We start from the raw sequence: 21,263 nt of genomic DNA, 5'->3' as shown, positions 1-21,263 counted from the left end.
ATAACCTAAAGTAGGTATAGGTTTTTGACCCATATCAAGGTGATACGCACTGATGAAATTTGTCAGATGGACAGTACATTTTGGTCATTTCCTTTGCCCAAACAAACTGTGTAGACTCTTTAGTCACTGCATAGGATGACATTATGACGAAGCCAATCGTGCCTGAATCAATACAAAACGAAATCGTCTCGGCTTTGGCGCCAATGAAACGTCGTCGATTCCTGACCATAGCGGTCCACGGTCTGTTGGTGGCGGGTGCGGGTAGCTTGGTGTCCGCTTGTACGGAAAGCCCCGTAGGCGATATGGACGCCGGTAAAGCGCTCAGCTCTTCTCAAATGGCCTTTTTTCAGCGTTTAGCCCAAATCCTGTTGCCAACCGATGGCACAGAAATGGCCCCCCTTGAAAGCGTTCCTGTGCTTAGAAATTTAGATGAAATGTTCAACGGTATGTCAGCTCAGATACGCTCTGATCTGGGCAAAGCCATTGACCTGTTTGAATGTGGTGGTTTGGTCATGGGTTGGAATTTTTCCCGTTTTACCCGCATGTCAGAGCAAGATGCAGTCTTGTACATCGATAGCTGGCAGGCTGGGCATCCGGTTCTGCTAGGTATCGCAACGGTACTCAAGAAGCTGGTGTATGCCGCTTATTGGCGTGATGCACGAACCTGGGGAGCATTGCAGTTTGCTGGACCCGTATCAGAAACATGGGGGCTCCCTTCGCTTGGTGAGGCACCACTTCCACTGCTGCAGAAGGTATAAGGCATTATGATGTTAAAGGTAACCAGTGCTGCAGATGTCACGTCTGCCCATATCGACTTGGATGTTGATGCGGTCATTATCGGGTCTGGTGCGGGCGGCGCGGTAATGGCATATGAGCTTGCTGCAGCCGGAAAAAGCGTTGTGGTATTAGAGGCTGGTTCTTACGTACCTTCTACGCAATTTAATGAAACATTCCCGGACATGTTGGAACTGCTTTATGAAGAGAAGGGCAATCAGGCGACTAAACAGGGTGATTTGTTGGTGTTGCAGGGCCGTTGTTTGGGTGGGTCTACAGTAGTAAACGGTTGTGTCACGTTTCGGGTTCCTGATTTCATCCTCGAAAAATGGGGCAAGGAGTACGGGCTTACCAATTTAACCCCTGAAATTTTATCGCCTTACTTCGAGAAGGTTGAGCGTAACCTGAGTATTCATATCAATCAGCCACATGAAATCAATGAAAACAGCCGTAAGTTGGAGGCTGGGGCGAGGGCGCTTGGTTGGTCGGTCAAGCCACTTAGCCGCAATATTAAAGATTGTGCGCTCACTGGGCACTGCCTGTCGGGCTGCAAAACGGATCGCAAACAATCTATGTTGGTAACGTACTTGCCTTGGGCTTGCCATCATGGTGCGCAAATTTTTACAGATACATTTGCTGCCCGTATAGTGACTGAAAATGGTCGTGCCAAGGGCGTGCAAGCTACCATGGTTGATCCTGTAACAAAACACAAAGTTGCGGATATCAATGTTAAAGCAAAGGTCGTCATAGCTGCCGCAGGCGCAGTGCAAACACCTTTATTGTTTTTGAGAAGTGAAATTGCTAATTCCAGTGAGCAGGTAGGGCGCAACTTTGCGTGTCACCCTTCCACTATGATCGTTGCACAGTTTGCTCAGGATATTTTTACCTGGCGAGGCGCTATGCTGGGTGTGTATGTCGATGAGTTTGAGCATCCGGACAAGGGTGGATTTGTGCTTGAGGGAGGTGGTGCCGGACCTATAGAGCTTGGCATGTCCACTGAGCCTGGTACCGGCAAAGCCTATCTTGATTTTATGTCGCGAGCCAAGAATTATGCATCTTGTATTTCTCTGATCCATGATCACAATGTTGGCCGGGTCAGTTTGGTCGATGGTGAAAAACAGATTGATTATCAGATTGCTGATGCTGATTTTCCTGCCATGAAAGCTGCGTTTAAGGCGGCAGCAAAGATCTATTTTGCTGCAGGTGCTGAGCGTGTGTTTTTACCAACCGGTGATAAGCGGGTTATTGAGTCTGAAGAACAGATTGATACGGTGGTTGATGGCATTGAAAACCATCCGTTTGCCTTGAGAATGGTGTCCTACCATCCTCAGGGGACTATGCGCATGGGCAGCGATCCTGCCAAGTCGGTAGTGAACCCCTACGGAGAAACCCATGATGTTAAAGGGTTGTTTGTGTGTGACGCGAGTCTCTTCCCAACCTCGATCATTGTTAATCCACAAGAAAGCGTATATGCGTTATCTAATTATATAGCAGATCGTATTTTAGAGGATGCTAATGACTATTTTGCTTGATGCGTCCGTCATTAATGTGTGTCGTTGAATTGAATCGGTAAATGAGTTTTTATGGTGGTATCTGGGTTTACCAATAAAGAGCGCCCTATGCCTACATTGATAGATAGCCATTGTCATATCGATTTCCCGCAATTTGATGAGTCTCGGCAAGATATACTGGCTGATTGCCGACAAAAGGGCATGTCAGCGATCGTTGTTCCTGGTGTGTCGTGCGATCAGTGGCGGGGTATGGCCGAGCTTGTGGCGTCGATCAATGCGGATGCGACGGATGCGCCGCGCTTACTGCCTGCTTATGGCTTGCACCCTTATTTTATGACTAAGCATGATGCCAAGCATCTCGATCAGTTAGACGCCCAGTTGGATAACGGAGCGATAGCCGTCGGCGAAATAGGCTTGGATGCCTTCGAGACCGATAAGGACCTTCCACAGCAGATGGCACTTTTTCGCAGGCAGCTGTCGATCGCTGCTAATCATCACTTGCCCATTATTGTGCATGCTAGAAAGACTCAAGATCTGGTACTAAAACTGGTGAGGGAGAGCGGTTTCGCTGCCGGTGGAATCATGCATGCGTTCTCAGGAAGTCTGCAGCAGGCGCAACGTCTTCATGAAATGGGCTTTTTGATCGGTTTTGGGGGGGCTGCTACTTACGATCGCGCACGCCGTTTGCGCTCCTTGCTCAAGCAGTTGCCGCAGGATGCCATTGTATTTGAAACAGATGCACCCGATATTCCTCCTTCTTTTTCACGGACTAGAGCCAACAGCCCACTTAATCTGTTCAGAATCGTAGAAATATTGGCAGATGTACGGGAGGAGCCAGTTGCTGAGTTGTGGCAATTCAGTTCGAAAAATTTAATTAAGTTATTTAATTTATCCACTTAGCAGGAGGTTCACGGACAGTTTAACGCTCTATATAGCCTGACAGTGAGCCTGTTCATGGTAAAATGGCGGTTTGATTGTTGGGTGTTAACGGGTGTATACCCGGTTAGGAGTAGGTATGACCAGGTCAGTTACGGGGCGTTTGAAAGAAGACCCTTCGGTAATCGTTGAACGGCTCCATCGTATGGCGAAAAAGCACGATGTAGAGTTCAGTGGCGATGTTGAGAAAGGCTATGCAAAGGGCAAGGGTTTCCATGTGGAGTATGTGGTGTTGGGGGAATCCTGTACTTTAACGGTTACCAAGAAGCCAATGCTTATTCCCTGGTCTCTTGTTGAGCATCAATTAGAAAAGCTATTTAACGAATAGTGTTTGTTTGATCTATATCTTTTGAATCTTACAGAGGAAGCACAATGAAAGCAGTCGATGCCGCGACATTGCAAGAATACGTAGGCAAATCCATGGGTGAATCAGAATGGTTTCAGATTGATCAGGATCGGATTAATGCCTTTGCTGATACTACGCTGGATCATCAATTTATTCATGTGAATCCTGAGATGGCCAAGCAAACCCCATTTGGTGGAACCATCGCTCACGGGTTTTTAACCTTGTCATTGTTGCCCTATATGCAGTCACAGATGGCTGATCTGGTTGTGCCTGCCGGCCTTAAGATGGGGATGAATTACGGTTTTGATAAAATCCGGTTTTTGGCACCGGTTAAAACCGGTTCACGCGTTCGCGGTGTGGCAACCTTGAAGGAAATCACTGAAAAGAACCCAGGGCAGTACCTGTTTAGTGCTGAGTACACCATTGAAATCGAGGGCGAGTCCAAACCAGCGTTGATCGCCGATTGGCTAGTAATGTATTTCGCCTAATTGGGGTGGCGCTTTATTTGGTCATAAAAACGCAAGCGCGAATGCCAAGTAATAAAAAAGGGAGCCAGGCTCCCTTTTTTATTACTTGGTTGTATGCTGTTACAGCACGAACTCTTCACCGTTGGAGAGTGTAAACAGTACGCTACCATTTAAAGGTGTAACATTGCCGTAGGATGTACCTTCCAAGAGTAAATAGCCCGCGTTATCACCATCCTCTACACTTAAATCAAGATCCATGATGACGCCATCTTGATTGGTAATTCGAACCCCTCGATAAGGCGCATAGAAGTACATGATGTCATACCGTTTGCCTGCCCATTCCATTTGAATGTCTTGCAGTTGTCCTTCGGCCAGCAGGCTAGGGGTGCTGGTAAGGGTTATGACGGCGCGATCACTATAGTCGGGTAGATCTGTTTCAAATTGCAATACGATATCACTGTCTATGCCGCCATTGAGGTCGATTGATCCCTCAAAACGATCACCTCCGAAAGATTCGAATGTGCCATCTGCCGTCATTCGAAGTTCAATGGTTTCCAGCCCTGCGTAAGGGAGTTCTTGTTCGTCATCTAATTCCGTTACGCCACTTAGATCCAGAGCAATCGATAAGTCGCCGACGAAGGAGGTTGGTGCATCGACGGTATTTATATCCTGTTGATACGCGACACTCAAGGTGCCTGATGCCGTTTCAGGGAGCTTAAGGTTACGAATGTCCAGACCACCATCGAATTCTAGCTGGAAGCTTCCGTCAGTAATCTCCAGAAAGCCGATTTCAGACTCTGCTGTACCGCTGATGCTAAAACCATAACTGGATTGGCGGTTACTGGATGAAGTAAACGTTATATCCAAATCCACCCCTTCAGTGGTGCCATAAATACGAGCGACACCATCGTAAAGAGCAAAGTTCCCGGTCAGACCGTTGCCTAAAGGCAGCGTGATATCGTTTAACAGGTCGCACAGTGAGCGGCCGAAGATTACAAGATTGAGAGTGCCATTGCAGATTTCCTCCAGTGACTTTCCAGAAATCAGAACACGGCAGGTCAGCCTCGCAAAATAGTTACCCAAGCTGTCGCAAGCGGCACTCAGTGCTGCGTCGGGCAACGCCACAACGGGGCCGAATTGACCGGCGATGGACACTGCTTTCAACAGTTGTGCTAAATCGGCTCCGGTTGAAACGCCTATTGCTGAAACAATCTGTGCAAATGACGTGTCGTTGGGTGATAGGCTCAAATAACCCTGCCACAGGCTTAAGTCATCCATGAACGCTGCGATGACAGCAGCATTGCTGCCACCAGCGGTGGGCGATGGCTGCGAGTTAGTCAGGGTTCCGCTTGCGGAGTTAAGCAGGGCGGATGCTTCTTGAGCTAATGCTGCCGCAAGGCCACTCAGGTTCAGCAGTTGGGCTGTGCGCTGAGCTTCTTCTGTCAGGTCTAATAGAGTGGGAATATTGCTTGAACTATCCTGGGTGACCAGCTGTCCTGCATTGGTTTGGAACTGTTGAACCAATTGCTCCAGTACCTGGGCGAAGGCAACTTCGTTGGTTAAGCCAAGAAGTGAGCTTGAAATCAATGCGTGGCGAAGGGCGTTATCGGTGGAGTTGGCCACCGCAGTTGGGTTGGACAGGTCGACTAAAGGCGCATTCGCAAGATCGGTGATTTGAAACAGGTTCTCTAGCTGGGACTGAGCAACACTTATGGAAACGTCATTAATGCCTTGTGGATAGCTTGTAGCCAGTTGAGCAGCCAGATGAGTTAAGGTGGATACGTTCACGTTGCTGGCGCTTGTGGAGTTAGGCAATGCGGCAGTTAAGATAAAATCAGCAGGTACCTGAAATGATTCACCAAAATCAATGAGTCCGTTGTTGTTGGAATCTAAGTCAGTTAGGCCAATAAACTCCCCACAACCGCTGGCTGCATCGCATACCATCTGTGTCGAGTTACCAATGGGCGTAACTTCTATGTAAACCGGGCCTTCGTAGTTGCTAAACCTTAGGTTGTACTGGCCTTCGCTATTGGTGGTGGTTGATGTCAAAACGCTGCCCACCAAGCCGCTTTCTACTCTAAACGCGGTTACTGTGGCATTTTTAACCACACCTTTGACGACCTTGCCTTGGATGGAACTCGCTGTGCTGGTTGAACTCTCTGTTGAGGCGGAGTCACTGCTCTCTGAGCCGCCCCCGCCACATGCAACAATAAATAGGGCCAAGAGCGCAGGGGTAAAACGGGGTAACAATCGACTAAACAACATGCCAAATACTCAATTGTAAGGGTATGCCTTGGCTGGGCCAACAATGAACTGCTCAAGGTACATCACCTGGGGTAACCGTGAATCATCGTAATCAGTACGATAGTAACAAGATTAAAAGTAGACGTTTTCCGGGGCGATGCATGAAAACTGTGCGGAGGAATTCACAAATTTTTGATTTAAAAAGTGTTAGGCGGAAAAGTGATCAGAGCGGGGGCCTTGGCAGCCCCCGCGAACGAATTTATCGGGTACGCTTAAGTCTGCGTATTGCTAACAGACTTAGTGTGAGCAGCAGTGTTGGAGCTGTGGAACCACCAGCGCCACTGCTTTGGAAGGAGCCGTTATCGCCATCGGCACCTCGTGCGCTGCTGATCTGATCTTCGTAGGCTGCGACAGGATCATCGTATTGGGTGTTTTCCCATACCACAGGCAGGCTAAGGGTTGCTTGTGCAGTCGCACTGAACGCTACCGTGTTGGTTTCCGGTGTTGCCGCGTAACGCCAGTAATCTGCGTCCTTGCCATCGATTACCAGCATCAATTGGCTGCCAGCCGGTATATCCACAGAGGTCCAATAGAAATCCAGAACAATCTCTTCAACCTGTCCTGGTTCTGATGCACAGCCTTCTGATGTATGGCAGGAGAAGGGAGCATGTCCAACCCAGTTGGCGATACCAGTCTGTGGATTTAGGTAGAACAGGTAGCCAAAATATTGGGCTTTATCTTGTGCGATGATAGGCAGGTTAACCCTTGCCTCGCCTCTAAGGCGGAGTGGAGCGTCCAGTATGCCGGTTGTGAACACCAGCCCAAGTTCTTGATTTATATCGTTAATATTGAGCGTTCGGCCGGTGTGTGCCAACGCGCCGGTAATCCAGCCTGAATAGGTGATCTGTTCAACTGTGCTAAAGCTCACATCCAGATCAACGGTGTTAGTATACGCTTCTGACAACTGGCCGCCCTGTGCGCCAGATTCAGGAATGAGATTGAATATCTTCACCTCATTCTCTGGGTTCAGGCTATCATAGCTTTCGCGCTTGGCTGTGTTCAGTACTTTGGTGCTGAAAGGCTTGCTGTTGTTTATGCCGTTATCAATTCCCTTCAGATAATGGTCAAACCACATTGCCGTATTCAACCAGATGACGTGATCTTCATTCCCCAGCAAACCGCCAGCTTCGCCAGAAGCATGCACGCCTCGGCTCAAATCAAGGCGCCACTCGCCATCGTACTGGCTCAGCATGCGAAACAGTCCGTCCGGTTGGAATAAGTAGTCGTGCAGGTTATTGGCAATATAAACCGCAGGCTTCTGTTCGCGGCTATTCACTAGGTCGATGTAACTGATGGGGGAGCGTATTGCACCCCAGATCTTGGTATCTTCGACGTTTTCATGGATCTTCATGTTGTTGTAATTGGCATCAATTTCCGGGCTCGGATTGTTCCGTATTAAAAATGGAACCGGTTGGGAGGAGAATATGAGCAGTTCCAACCAAGAGTAATTGGGTGTGAAGCCTGCCCAAAGCGAGTCAACCAAGTCAGCCCATCCGCTCATGGCAACAATGGCCTTGACGCGCTCGTCCTGAAAGCCGGTCATGAGTGATATGCCCGCGCCGTAGGACACTCCCGAAAGCCCGATGGCGTTGGCATTTACCGGGTATTGATTTGCACTGTCCAACAGATAATCGATAGCGGCGGAAGCATCGGCAGTATCCTCGACACCTCCGGTGGTGATCAGGCCGGGTGAGCCATTAAAACCTCGGGATGTGTAGCTTAGAACCACGTATCCTTTCTCAGCGAGGATTTCTGCCTGGGATGAATATTCGTGTTCGTTTAGAGCCCAGCTACTGATGAATATGATGGCGGGAAAACGTGCGTCCGGATCGGCCGATGTGGGCACAAAAATGTTGGCGGGCAGGTAAATGACGTCTGATGATGGATCGCTTGGGTCGGTAAGCGTCGGTACACCAATATCGTCGTTATAAATCCAAAGATTGTTGGGGCTAATGCGTTCCGCCGCCTGAATGGAGTGAATCTGGAATACGCAGAGTAGGGCAACAAGCCCTTTGGTGAATTGCCGCAAATTCATAATGGTTCCCTATTGCCTTAAAACAGACTTAATAAGTTACTTCGTTTTTGTTTTTACGGAGCGCGCCATTATTGTTGTAAAGCGCTACCGTGAAATCGTCGTCAGCTTCCAGCTAATTCAACCTCCATTTATAACTTTATGAAGAATAAATTACATAGATCAAAAGGACTATTTGGTCACGGTTGCCCGTGTAAAGTATTGATATAAATGAATATTTGGCATTATGGAAATTACCAGGCACAAAAAAGCCCGGTGGTGTTCCGGGCTTTACGAGTGCATTCAATATTAGAACTTTTTGTCGAATGAGAGCGCGCCAATATAGGCAATGGTCTCTGTCTTGAAGGGCATCGAATAGTAAGGGTTGTACACTACGTCGCCTTCCTGACATGAGTTCGCATTCTTGGATTCGCAGGCAGCAATATTCTGCTCGGAATAAAGAACACCAAAAGCTGCATCGATGCGTGTGGTGCTGCTCATCTGCCAGCCAAACCCGGCAGTGAAGAGGTCAGCATCGCCGATTGGGAATAACAGATCTGCTGAAGTTGAGGGAATCGCGCCTTCTCGTGGCTCGTAACCGGCTCGCAGAACAACGTTGTCGTTCAATTGATACTCGGCACCGATCGCAATAGACCATGTGTCTTCGTAAGCGCGGCGTATCCGCATCGCATCTGGGTCGGCGTTGTCTTTCAAGCCAGAAACCGAGTAAATAACACTCGAAAGATTCAAGAAGTCGACGCTGTCACTGAATTCGAACTCCAGCTCATCCCAAACACTGTATTCAACCCAACGCACATCGAAATTGATTTTGAGGTTTGGCAGGACTTTGACCGATGTTCCAAAGGCAATGTTCTGGGGCATTATGTACTCCAGCTCTACAGTGCCTTCTTCGATTGGTGTTGCGTGGAACCCTGTGCCATCAAATAGCGGTAGCAGAAGCTCGAAAGTGCCCAGGCCTTCAGCCGTGTGAATGAAGCTTTCGGTATTCTCCATCTTGTAATCACCGGACAGCTGCGAGGTGGTTTCACTTTGATAGAGGAATCCGAAGGACAGCCATTCGTAGGGCTCGTACAGAATACCGAAATTAAAGCCGACGGAGAGGAAGTCTTCCATTTCCACAGATAGTCTGCCTACCGTGTCATAAGGACGCAAAATATGCAGAGCATCTTCATCAGGAAGGATTTCGTTTATCGTCTCCAGCCATCTCGTTGTTTCCAGTGGCGCGCGGATATAGGTATCCATTGCCAGCCCTTGATATGAGAAATTTATACCTACACCGAAAGACAGGGTTTCAGATACTGGAATGGCAACGGTTGGTGAAAAATACGTCAGACGTGTTACGCCAACGCCAACACCTTGGTAACCGCCTGGATCGCCTGGATTGACGCTTGCTGCCGGATCTCCATCTTCGCGACGATAACCGATACCCTGAGGGGAATAAACCGCAGTACCGAAAGTCCAACCGCGGGCAGAATCTTCAAACGCTATACCACCTGAGGGGAACGCCAGTATAGGAATTTCGGTCATGCCAAAAAAAGGCAGCATCAATGAAGGGCCGTCAGATGATGAGCTGGTGTTAGCAATAGGGTCGGTCCCCCAGCACTCATCAGCGTTATTGGCATCCGGGCAAATATCTGGATTGTTCTGAACCAGGTTGTAGTAAAGCTGTTTGTAGTCTGAGTCGGGGCGGGTGGGCTCTCCAAACTCAGCGTCCAGAGTCATATGTGCCGCTAGAATCTTGATGTTCATCTGGCGGCCTTTGATTTTGGCCAGACCAGCGGGGTTAAAGTGGATAGAGTCTATTCCGGGTGGATCAGCGGTAACCGCGTTACCAAGCGCAAGGGCCTTGGGGTTTCCGATGGTCACGTTGTGAAGTAGCTGAGCATTGGCACCACAGCTTATGGATATGGCAGCCGCCAACGCCAGATAGCGAGCATTCTGTATATACATACGAGTTTTCTGATCCAGTCTAAGGTCTTTATCCATTCAGTGCATTCCGACCCTTCAGCCACAGCTGTTCAGCTGCAAGTGCTTCGAGTGGGAACCCCCTCTTTTTTAGTTTTTGTAAATCTTGCTATACGTTTGTTATTTGTATTTTTATTCGCTTTCACGCCATGCTTTAAAGGCATCATAGAGGCTCTTATGCGAGCTTCCGGTTTCAGCTTTTTTCTCGTCTTCGAAGGTTTTAAGCTCTTGCTCAAACTTGATGTCATCCACTTCCTCGAGATAGGAGTCAGAGTCATCGAGGACGGAGCTAACGGTATCCGTGGGGCTGTCAAGCCAACTGTTTAACGTTTGTAAATCATTAGGGGATAGAACACCAGCCGCTTTTTTCAGCTTTAATGTGTTAAGAATGTAATCGTACCTTGACGTAGCGTATTCTTTTCGGGCCTGAAACACCTTGCGCTGGGCTGCTAGGGCATCCGACATCGTGCGAATGCCGTCTTGCCAGCCTGCCTTAATGGCCCTTAATGAGCTGTTATTGGATTTCACTGCTCTAAGGCGGGCCTGCACACTGGCGACGTTTGCGTTTACTTGGGTGTGGTATTGCCGGGTTTCTCTGAGGGCGTTACGTAGGGCCAAGTCGACTTTGGAGCGAGCTTCCTGAGCGCGATAGTCTGCTTCTCTGCCTTGTGATGTGGTTATGCCGCCACTGTACAGTGGCATCGTTACCCGTACGCCAAAGGTTGTGGTGTCGGAAGAGGGTATAAAACCACCTCCTACGTCGCGATGCTCATAACGCAGGAATAAATCTGCAGTAGGGGCGTGACCGGACTTCTTTTCCATGACTTCTTTGTCAGCCGCGTCAGCTGCATATTGTGCCGAGATCAGCTGGTAGTTGCTTTTTCTGGCGAAGTCTTCCCATTCGGAAAGTTCATAGGGCTGTGGTGGCTCTATAGGAATGTCTTTTGGGAGGGGGTTGACGATCTCGATATAAGTGCCTGTCAGCAGGGCCATGTTTTCTTTAACCACTTGAACCTGACTTTGGGCAACTATTACCGCAGCTTTGGCGATGTCGTGCTGCGCTTGTAACTCGAATACGTCGGTATCGCGCATCAGGCCCAGTTTGTAGCGATTTTTGATCTCTGTGAGTTGCGTGCGTAATGTCTTTTCTTCGGATTGCGCCAAGCGCATTTCTTCCTCGGCACGAAGCACTCCGAAATAGGCCTCGGCGGAGCGGATCATTAATTCTTGTTGGTCAAACGCCAGGTTGGCCTTGGCAGCATTGTCCATGCTCTTTGCGCGTTTGTAGCGGTGCCAGCGATCCATGCGCAGCAGAGGTTGCGAGATGGTAACGTCATACATGGTGGCGCTGTAGTCTTCTTTGAGAGGCACTTCGCCGATCGAGCGATCGAGGCACAAGTCCACCCATTCGCCTATATCGGCCGGGTTTTCGTCAATAATACAATCGATCGCACCAGCCTGATCCAGGGTGGTAGTAGATCCCTCGTAGTATTGCTTGCCCCATGATCCGTTGAGGTCGGCGGTGGGTAACAAACTGCCAAAAGCCTGTTCCATTTTCTCGCGATCGGCCAGGTACTTTTGCTTCTTGCCTGCCCATTCCGCGTCGTTTTTGCGGGCGAGGGAGAAGATCTCTTCCAGGTTTTCCGCGAAGAGGTTGGTGCTTGATAAGCAAAAGCAAATTAACGACAAGCGAGATACTACGGTTATTATTCTCATAATTCTTCAGTAGTTGTTTGTTATGCTTGGTATTTTTTGTGGCCCACTGTACGCCAGAACTGTATCAAATGAAAGCCTTCCCATGGGCTTTAGAGGTGCCAAGATAAGTTAGGTCTAGTGGTGGACATTAAGGAGCCAAGCTTTTTATCATCATATAAAATCTGACCACAAATTCAGATGCCTTCTTGTATGGCTTTGTTAAGCGCCCGTAAAGCAATGTAAACAAACGTTTGAATGATGCTGCAGGCTGTGGGGATGGTGTATCCGACTGGCTTTATCTTATTGATATTTCGGGTTTTTTGGCGTATACCGCTGCTTGTGGGCATGTATACGCGGGGTCTATCTTTATTAAAAGTGAGAATTTGAATAAAGTATCCGCTGCCCTAAGGTTCTATAATTATAAAAATTAGGTGGATTCTCGCCTTTATCATCGGCTTTGACGCCTTCATTTGTATGGTGGTGTGTCGCATTGGATTTGCTTTCTGGGTCATGGATTAGTCCCTCGAGCCTCTCAAGGTGTGATTGCATAATAAGAATAAACAAGCAGGAAAATTCTTTATGTCGCTAGAAGTTGGGCCTAACTCCTTCAATCCCGCGCAGTGTGCTTCTTTGATCGAACTACTTGAAGTGCGCGCAGATATGCATGCGGACAAGGTGGCGTTTACCTTTTTGCCTGATGGAGAAGATCAGGGCATCAAGGTTACCTATGGCGAGCTACGTGATCGGGCCAAGTCAACCGCGAAGCGGTTTTCTGCGATTGCTCAGCCTGGCGAGCGGGCCTTGATGCTGTTCCCGTCGGGCTTGGAGTTCATATTCGCGTTTTTTGGCTGCATATATAGTGGTGTTATTGCCGTACCGGCCTATCCGCCCCGCCGTAATCAGAACCTGGGCCGATTGAAATCCATTATTGATGACAGCGATCCTGCCTTTGTTTTGACTACTTCCAAGGTATTGTCGGTTGCCGAGCCTTTGTTTGCCGATACGGAAGGTCTGGGTGATCTGCAATTCCTTACCATCGATTTGGATGAGGCGGTCGCGCCTGATGGGTGGAGCAGCCCTGATTCCGGCCCTGATACGCTGGCTTTTCTTCAATACACCTCCGGCTCAACCGGTAACCCGAAAGGCGTTATGGTGAGTCATGGCAACTTGATTTATAACGAGGCCATGATCACCTCGGCTTTCAAGAGTCATTCTGAGGATGTGTCCGTCAGTTGGCTGCCAATGTTCCATGATATGGGGTTGATTGGTACTACTCTCCAGCCCCTGTTTATCGGGGCCACGTCTGTATTCATGTCGCCTGCTTCGTTTCTGCAGAAGCCTATGCGTTGGCTTAAGGCTATCAGTGATTATCGAGGCACTGCTATTTGTGCTCCCAACTTTGCCTATGAGTTGTGCGTTAGTCAGATTACAGAAGAACAGAAAACCCAGCTGGATTTGTCCAGTTTGCGTATTGCGCTATCGGGTGCAGAAGCGGTGCGCCCGGAAACATTAGAGAGCTTCATCAAGGCGTTTGAGCCCTGTGGGTTTAAGCGTAGCGCGTTCACGCCCACATTTGGTTTGGCTGAAGCCACCTTGATGGTGAGTTGCGCCCTGGAAGAGAACCGCCCACTGTTTACCTCAGTTGATGCCGTTGCGCTTTCTGAGAATCGGATTGAGTTGGTTGATGCTGATACCGACAGCGATAAAACCATGAGGCTGGTTTCAAATGGCGTTTCGCCATTGGATGCGGAACTTGTTATTGTGGATCCTGTCAGTTTGAATCCGCTACCCGAAGGGCAAGTGGGTGAAATATGGTCGAAAGGTGACCACATTGCCAAAGGCTATTGGCGCAATGACGCGGCCACAGAAGAAACCTTCAGGGCTCATACGGCAGATGGCTATGGTCCGTTTATGCGTACCGGCGATTTGGGTTGTTTAATCAACAACGAACTGTATATAACCGGCCGCCAGAAGGATGTGATCATTATTCGTGGTCGCAATCATTATCCGCAGGATATCGAATTTACCGTTCAGCAAAGTCATGTGGCCCTGAAGTCCGATGCTGGTGCTGCCTTTGCCGTAGAAATAGATGGCGAAGAGCGCTTGGTGATCGTGCAGGAAGTAGAGCGTAAATACAGGATGCGGCTGGTTGCTGAAGTGGTGAGCGCTGCAATACGTCAGGCAGTAGCTGAGAATCACGAGCTTCAGGTTCACACTATTGTATATCTCAAGCCCGGTGCAATTCTAAAAACATCAAGTGGAAAAATTCAGCGTAGCGCTAACAAAAAAGCATTTATTGAAAACACATTAGAACCCATCGCTGTCTCTGCTATGAATGCGAAGGCGCAGGGCGAGGATGACAAAAAAGAAATTGAGGCTGCTCTTGATCTAAGTAAAGCGCAATGGCAGCAGTTGCCGGAGGATCAGAAAGAACCGCGCCTAATGCAGTACCTAAAAGCTGCAATAGCCAGTGAGATTGGCGAAAAAATCGAGCGTATCAGCGACGATGTGAGTCTGATGGGGTTGGGGATCGACTCCTTGCAGATCACTCAGTTGTTCACCCGGTTGCGTGATCGGTTTGAGGTGAATCTTGAGTTGCCCGCATTGTTTGATGCCCGTGATTTTCGAGCTTTGGCTGCGACTTTAGCTCATGCCATGGAAAGCGATTCCAAATCCAATCTGCCTCCATTGGAGGCGGTTCCACGCAGTGAAACCATGGCCATGTCCTTCTCCCAGAAGCGTATGTGGTTCATGGATAAACTGCGGGAGAACAACGTCGCCTATAACCTGCCTTTTGCTCTGAAAATTCAGGGAGCGCTGGATATCCAGGCGGCAGAAAAAGCGTTTGAAACGATGATTTCTCGGCACGAAGTGCTGCGTACCGTCTATACAGAGCGTGACGGGCACGCATATCAAGCGGTTTTACCGGTTGCGGAGTGGAAGTTTACCCGTGAAGACTTCACTTACCTTAAGGAGCCGGCGCTTGGGAAGGCCATTCAGGATCGAATTGACAGTGAGGCCCGTAAACCGTTCGATCTGGCGGAAGGGCCGGTCATTCGGACGCGTTTACTGCAGCTCCCCGATGTAGAGTCTGATTCATTAAAAGGCAGAGCAGCGGAACAATACTTGATTCTGGTTACCATGCATCATATCGCAGGTGATGGGTTCTCCCTTAAGGTTATTACAGAAGAAATCTCGGGAGCTTATCAAGCATTTGTTTCAGATGTTCCGGAATCATTGCCAGAACTGAAGATTCAATATGCTGATTTCGCGCATTGGCAAAAGCAGCTGTTCGATAGTGGCTTGTTAAACAAACAGTTGGATTATTGGTTGGAGCACTTGCAAGGTGTGCCTGTGCTGGATCTACCACTGGATCACCCGCGGCCACCTGAGCAGAGTTTCTGTGGCAGCAACTATTATTTCGAAATACCCAAGGAGCATCTGCAGGCGCTTAAAAAGCTCAGCCGCTCTCAGGGTGTGACGTTGTATATGTCGTTGCTCACGTCTTTCAATGTGCTCTTGCATCAATATACCCAGAGCGAAGACATTTGTGTGGGTACCCCCATCGCAAATCGAACGACTCCAGAACTGGAGAAATTGATTGGTTTCTTCGTTAATACCCTGGCGTTGCGTACAGACCTGTCTGGTAACCCCAGTTTTGTTGATCTGTTGCAAAGAGTTCGCAAGGTTACCCAGGGGGCATTCGCCAATCAGGAAATGCCGTTTGAGCGTGTGGTTGAACGTTTAGGTATTCCCCGTGACATGAGTTACTCCCCTGTGTTTCAGGTGATGTTTGTGTTGCAGAACAGCACCATAGACAAAGAATTCAACCTTGCAGGTGTTGATGTTGAAAGTCTGCACACAGCACCAGGCACATCCAAGTTTGACATGACTTTGGAGCTGTCTGAAGAATCAGGCGTGTTGAAGGGCGATCTGGAGTATTCAACGGATCTGTTTGAAGAGGAAACCATTGTTCAGATGATGGAACACTTCAAACAGCTGATAGCGAGTGCAATTGCAGACCCTCAGCAAGTTATCGGCTCATTGGATTTGCTCACAGCGGACGACAGACGCAAATTGTTGCAGGAATATAATGCAACGGATGCCGATCTTCCTTTGAGCGATTGTATTCACAGCCTGTTTGAAGCCCAGGTGCAATCAACCCCAAATCAAGTTGCTTTGGTATGCGGTACTGAGCGCCTAACGTATACGCAGTTGAATGAACGCAGTAACCGTCTTGCGCACCACCTTGTTGCTCTGGGTGTTAAATCAGAAACCCTGGTCGGTGTATGCATGGAACGTGAGACCGACTTGGTGGTATCCCTGCTGGCTATTCTCAAAGCCGGTGGTGCTTATGTGCCAATCGATCCTAATTACCCTTCTGACAGGGTTGCGTACATGCTTGAAGATGCCAGTGCTCCTTTGGTTATCTCTCATAGCGCATTATCCTCATTGTTGCCTGAGGAGAGTGAATGCTTCCAACCTGTTTTTGTAGACAAACTTGCTAATGAGCTTTCAGCGCAGTCTGCCAGCAACCTTTTGCTGGATACATCCTCAGATCATTTGGCGTATGTGATTTATACGTCGGGTTCTACTGGTAAACCAAAGGGTGTAATGATCTCTCACGGCAATGCTACTGGGCTAATACACTGGGCGCAGACAGTCTATAGCAATGAAGACCTGAACGGTGTGCTCGCGGCGACATCGATATGTTTTGACTTGTCGGTGTATGAACTGTTTGTGACGCTCGCGTCAGGCGGAAAGGTCATTTTGGCAGAGAATGTGTTGGCGTTGCCGAACATACCTGCACGTGATGAGGTGGTTCTGGTTAACACCGTTCCTTCAGCCATCGCCACCCTGCTTAGAGACAGGTCAATCCCAAGCAATGTTAAAGTCATCAACCTGGCAGGAGAGGCCTTGGTGGCAAGCCTGGTGGATGGTCTATATCAAAATACGAGTGTTGACCGGGTGTATGATTTGTATGGGCCATCCGAGGACACTACCTATTCAACCTACACCTTGCGGGAATCTGGTAAGGCAGCCACTATCGGTCGTCCGATCAGTAACACCAAGGCTTATATTCTTAATCAGCATGGCTCCCTGGTGGCGCCTGGGTTGGCCGGGGAATTATATCTTTCCGGCACAGGCGTAACTCAGGGTTATCGTAATCAAGAAGCGCTTACACAAGAGAAGTTTCTACCTAACCCCTTTGATAACGATCCCCGTTATGCTCGTATGTATCGGACTGGTGATTTAGTTCGATACATGGATAACGGCAATTTAGAGTATTTGGGTCGTATAGATCATCAGGTAAAGGTGCGCGGATTCCGAATCGAGCTTGGTGAGATACAGTCGGTTATTAACTCGGTTCCTGCAGTACGGGACAGCTTAGTATTGACTCGAGAGGATGCAGCAGGAGCAAAATGCCTGGTTGCTTATTTAGTTGCTCCGGAGGCTGAGGTTAAAACGTTGCTGGATGCAACGAGAGCCGCCATAAGAAGTGCACTGCCTGAGTATATGCTGCCGTCTGCCTTTGTGGTTTTGGAGGCGTTTCCGTTGACACCTAATGGAAAAATTGACCGGTCAGCGTTACCCGCTCCTTCCATCGATGATTTGATGGGCGATCAGTTCGTTGAACCTAGAACCGAAAACGAACGCAAGATGGCTGCAATTTGGTGCAGTGTTCTTAAGTTAGAAAAAGTGGGCGTTACCAATAACTTCTTCGAGCTGGGTGGTCACTCATTACTGGCAACTCAGTGCGTGTCGCGAATTCGCGATCAGTTCGGTGTAGAGTTTCCGGTTAAGCTGTTATTCACGATGCCCACTATTGAATCTCTTTGTGAGCAGCTGGATAACGCCGAGGCTATTTCTGATTTGGTTCCGCCTCCTGTTGAACGTTTGGATCGTGAAGGCGAGCTGCCGCTGTCTTTTGCGCAAATGAGACTGTGGTTTATTAATCAACTTGAGTCGGGTAAGTCCGAGTACAACATAAGCACCTCTTACAATATGCCCGCTGCGATCCGCTTAAGTGGGCAGTTGAAGATATCAGCCTTGCGAAAAGCATTTCAACATCTGGTTGAACGACATGAGGCATTGCGCACATCATTTCTGATTGATGACGGTCGAGCCACACAGGTGATTCGTGAGCCTAGTGATTGGTTTATGGATGTACGTGATTTGCGTCATCTGGATGCAGAAGAGCGGGAAGCAGAAGTTATTCGTTTGGCGGAAGATGAAGCCACGCGCTCGTTTGATTTGGTGCTGGGCCCATTAAACAAAGCCCGCCGTATTCGGCTGATGCGCACGCGCTTACTGCAGACATCTGAAACCGAGCATGTTCTGCTGCTGACTATGCATCATATTATTTCTGATGGTTGGTCCCTCGGCATATTGATTGATGAAGTCGGTGAGTTATATCGGGCGATAGTGTCGGGTGTCGAGCCCGATTTGGATGATATTCATATTCAGTATGCGGACTATGCATCCTGGCAGCGTAACTGGATGGATGGGCCGGTGTTCGATCATCAGTTGAAATACTGGCAAGGTCATTTAACTGGCGTTCCGGTTCTTGAACTTCCAACCGACCGTCCCCGACCTGCTTTGATGACGTTTAATGGTGCCTATGAGCCAGTCAGGATCGGTTCTGAGTTGACCCAGAAATTAAATGCCTTGAGCCGGGAGCAGGGCGTTACACTGTTTATGACGCTGCTGTCGGCATTTTATACCTTGTTGTATCGCTACACTGGACAAACTGATATTTGCGTTGGTACACCGGTAGCTAATCGTGCTCGTCCGGAGTTCGAAAAGCTCATAGGGTGTTTTGTTAACAGCTTGGCTTTGCGAGTGAACGTCGAAGATGATCCAAAATTCGTAGAGTTGTTGTCCCAGGTTCAGGATGTGACATTGTCGGGGTATGGTCATCAAGATTTGCCATTCGAGCGCCTTGTTGATGCTCTTGGTGTGTCTCGCGACAAGAGCCATTCCCCATTATTCCAGGTGATGTTTACTCTCCAGAATGCATCCAATACCTTAAACGTGCAGATGCCCGATGTTAACGTTGAAATGTTGCCGTCTGTGGCCAAGACCGCCAAATTTGATCTTACTCTAAACTTGGAGGAGGGCCCTTCAGGTCTAGAGGGCATGATTGAGTTCAATACCGATTTGTTTGATCGGGAAACGGTTCATCGCATGGTTAGCCATTTGGAACAGATTCTGGATGTGGTTGCGCAGCACCCTCATTGTAGATTGTCCGAAGTTGCTTTGCTCAGCGCTCATGAAAAGAGCACGATCCTTACTGATTGGAATCATCAACCACAACAGTACGCGTACCAAGACACAATCCATCAGCGTTTTGAAATGAGTGTTGAGGCGTCTCCAGATGCTATAGCTCTGAGTATTGCTGATGAATCCGTTACCTATGCCGAACTTAACGCACGCGCTAATCGGCTTGCCCGCTGCCTGAGAGAAAAAGGTGTAGTAACTAATCAGTTGGTCGGTATCTGTCTTGAGCGATCACTCGATACCGTGGTTTCTATTTTGGCTGTGCTCAAGGCCGGAGGCGCTTATGTACCAATTGATCCGACTAACCCGGAAGAGCGAATACGCTTTATATTGAGCGATGCTGGCGTGTCGTTATTGATTACTCAGACATCTATTCTCACTGTGATCCCTGCCGGTGAGTTCGAGCCGGTCATTCTGGATCAAATGGAAGGGGAGCTCAGCGCACAACCGGATACAAACCTCGAATCTGTGTCAGGTTACGATGATCGGGCTTACGTTATTTACACATCTGGTACCACAGGCAAGCCCAAAGGCGTACTTATACCTCATTCTAACGTGGTCAGACTGTTCTCGGCGACTGATCAGTGGTTTGGATTTGATGCCTCAGATGTGTGGACGCTGTTCCATTCGTTTGCGTTTGATTTTTCTGTGTGGGAGCTATGGGGTGGCTTGTTCTATGGCGGTAAAGTCATCATTGTGCCGACCTCTGTAGCGAAGTCGACAGAAGACTTTTATCAGCTGGTTTGTCGAGAAGGTGTAACGGTGCTAAACCAGACGCCCTCAGCATTCACCCAGTTTATTAAAATGGATGAATATAGCCGGGATGGTATTGTTCAAACAGATACACAGCTTTCACTGCGGTATGTGATATTTGGTGGAGAGGCTCTCGACTTTTCTGCGCTGCAGAAATGGAGCGATCACCATGGGCTGGAACAGCCGCAGTTGATCAATATGTACGGTATTACCGAAACCACAGTTCATGTGACCTACCATCGAATTACGAACGACGACCTGGCTCGTCGCCAAAGCTTAATTGGGCGGCCGATACCTGATCTGGATTTGTATATTTTGGATCAGCACATGAACCCTGTGCCTATCGGGGTGCCTGGTGAGTTGCATGTCGGTGGTCAGGGGCTGGCTCATGGCTATCTCAATCGGGATGATCTTACCGATCTGCGCTTCGTTGATAGCGAGTTCAGTGCTGATTTCCATAGGGAAAAATGGCTCTATAAACGCCTCTACAAAACCGGCGATATTGGTCGTTACTTGCCCAATGGTGTCGTCGAGTACATGGGGCGCGCGGATGATCAGGTGAAGATCCGGGGTTATCGTATCGAGCTGGGGGAAATTGAGTCTACAATCAGTCAGTATCAGGGTGTACGTGAAGCTGTTGTTCTGGCGCGTGAGGATGTACCTGGGGACAAAAGGCTTGTTGGGTATGTTTTAAGCGATAAAGCTATTGACCTGAGTGAACTGAAGGCGTTTCTCGGTGCATCGCTGCCTGACTATATGGTGCCGAAGGCCTATATGGTAATGGATGAGTTCCCGCTGACGCCAAATGGAAAGGTTGATAAAAGGAGCCTGCCAGCACCTGATGACGGTTCTGTTGCGAAGAATGAGTATGTTGCCCCCCGAAATGATACAGAAGAGACGCTTTGCCTGATCTGGAAGGACGTGCTTGGATTGGAGCGAGTTGGGGTAACCGATAATTTCTTTGATCTGGGTGGGCACTCGCTGTTGGCAACACAGGTCGTATCTCGTGTTCGCGAACATTTTAATGTCGAGTTGGCACTGAGCGCGTTGTTTGAGGAGCCAACCATTGAGAATATTGCGCTCCATCTGCTGCAGGCGGAATTGGCTTCCGCCGATGACCTTGAAATGGCTGATTTGCTTGCCGAGATTGAGGGTTTGTCTGAAGAGGATCTCAGAAATCTTTAATGGTTAAAGCAGCT

The 21,263-nt window shown here is 48.7% G+C and carries 10 protein-coding genes; 6 read left to right on the top strand and 4 right to left on the bottom strand.

The features are described from left to right. The first annotated feature begins 143 nt into the window (after positions 1 to 143). The 5 genes from Kalk_RS02170 to Kalk_RS02150 all read left to right on the top strand — a co-directional run bounded on the left by Kalk_RS02170 (position 144) and on the right by Kalk_RS02150 (position 4,055). Complete coding sequence (locus Kalk_RS02170) at positions 144 to 758, top strand: hypothetical protein (RefSeq protein ID WP_101892645.1); 615 nt, start codon at positions 144 to 146, stop codon at positions 756 to 758. A gap of 6 nt (positions 759 to 764) precedes the next feature. Continuing rightward, positions 765 to 2,306, top strand: coding sequence for a GMC family oxidoreductase N-terminal domain-containing protein (locus Kalk_RS02165; RefSeq protein ID WP_101892644.1), 1,542 nt, complete (start codon positions 765 to 767; stop codon positions 2,304 to 2,306). A gap of 87 nt (positions 2,307 to 2,393) precedes the next feature. Next, the gene (locus tag Kalk_RS02160) at positions 2,394 to 3,185 is read left to right on the top strand and encodes a TatD family hydrolase (protein WP_158643267.1); all 792 of its coding nucleotides are present in this window, start codon (positions 2,394 to 2,396) and stop codon (positions 3,183 to 3,185) included. Between the two features lie 115 nt (positions 3,186 to 3,300). Beyond that, positions 3,301 to 3,549, top strand: coding sequence for a hypothetical protein (locus tag Kalk_RS02155; protein WP_101892642.1), 249 nt, complete (start codon positions 3,301 to 3,303; stop codon positions 3,547 to 3,549). A 44-nt stretch (positions 3,550 to 3,593) separates the two neighbouring features. Next, entirely contained in the window at positions 3,594 to 4,055 is a 462-nt protein-coding gene (locus Kalk_RS02150) for a MaoC family dehydratase (protein ID WP_101892641.1), read from the top strand. A 99-nt stretch (positions 4,056 to 4,154) separates the two neighbouring features. Here the strand turns inward: Kalk_RS02150 and Kalk_RS02145 are convergent, their stop codons facing one another. The 4 genes from Kalk_RS02145 to Kalk_RS02130 all read right to left on the bottom strand — a co-directional run bounded on the left by Kalk_RS02145 (position 4,155) and on the right by Kalk_RS02130 (position 12,051). Then, the gene (locus tag Kalk_RS02145) at positions 4,155 to 6,299 is read right to left on the bottom strand and encodes a hypothetical protein (RefSeq protein ID WP_101892640.1); all 2,145 of its coding nucleotides are present in this window, start codon (positions 6,297 to 6,299) and stop codon (positions 4,155 to 4,157) included. Positions 6,300 to 6,537: 238 nt separating this feature from the next. Beyond that, positions 6,538 to 8,373 carry a CocE/NonD family hydrolase gene (locus Kalk_RS02140; RefSeq protein ID WP_101892639.1) on the bottom strand — a complete coding sequence of 612 codons (1,836 nt, stop codon included), beginning with the start codon at positions 8,371 to 8,373 and terminating at the stop codon, positions 6,538 to 6,540. 285 nt (positions 8,374 to 8,658) lie between these two features. Then, positions 8,659 to 10,356 carry an OmpP1/FadL family transporter gene (locus Kalk_RS02135; RefSeq protein WP_101892638.1) on the bottom strand — a complete coding sequence of 566 codons (1,698 nt, stop codon included), beginning with the start codon at positions 10,354 to 10,356 and terminating at the stop codon, positions 8,659 to 8,661. Between the two features lie 111 nt (positions 10,357 to 10,467). Then, positions 10,468 to 12,051: a TolC family outer membrane protein gene (locus Kalk_RS02130; protein ID WP_101892637.1), complete on the bottom strand. Its 1,584-nt coding sequence runs from the start codon at positions 12,049 to 12,051 to the stop codon at positions 10,468 to 10,470. A gap of 558 nt (positions 12,052 to 12,609) precedes the next feature. Between Kalk_RS02130 and Kalk_RS02125 the strand changes: the two genes are divergently transcribed. Beyond that, complete coding sequence (locus Kalk_RS02125) at positions 12,610 to 21,249, top strand: non-ribosomal peptide synthetase (RefSeq protein ID WP_101892636.1); 8,640 nt, start codon at positions 12,610 to 12,612, stop codon at positions 21,247 to 21,249. Positions 21,250 to 21,263 lie beyond the last annotated feature (14 nt).

It is taken from the genome of Ketobacter alkanivorans, from assembly GCF_002863865.1.
In the GTDB taxonomy this organism is placed as follows: Bacteria; Pseudomonadota; Gammaproteobacteria; order Pseudomonadales; family Ketobacteraceae; genus Ketobacter; species Ketobacter alkanivorans.
The sequence above is the reverse complement of the archived record's forward strand: the minus strand, read 5'-3'. Positions and strand labels throughout refer to the sequence as shown.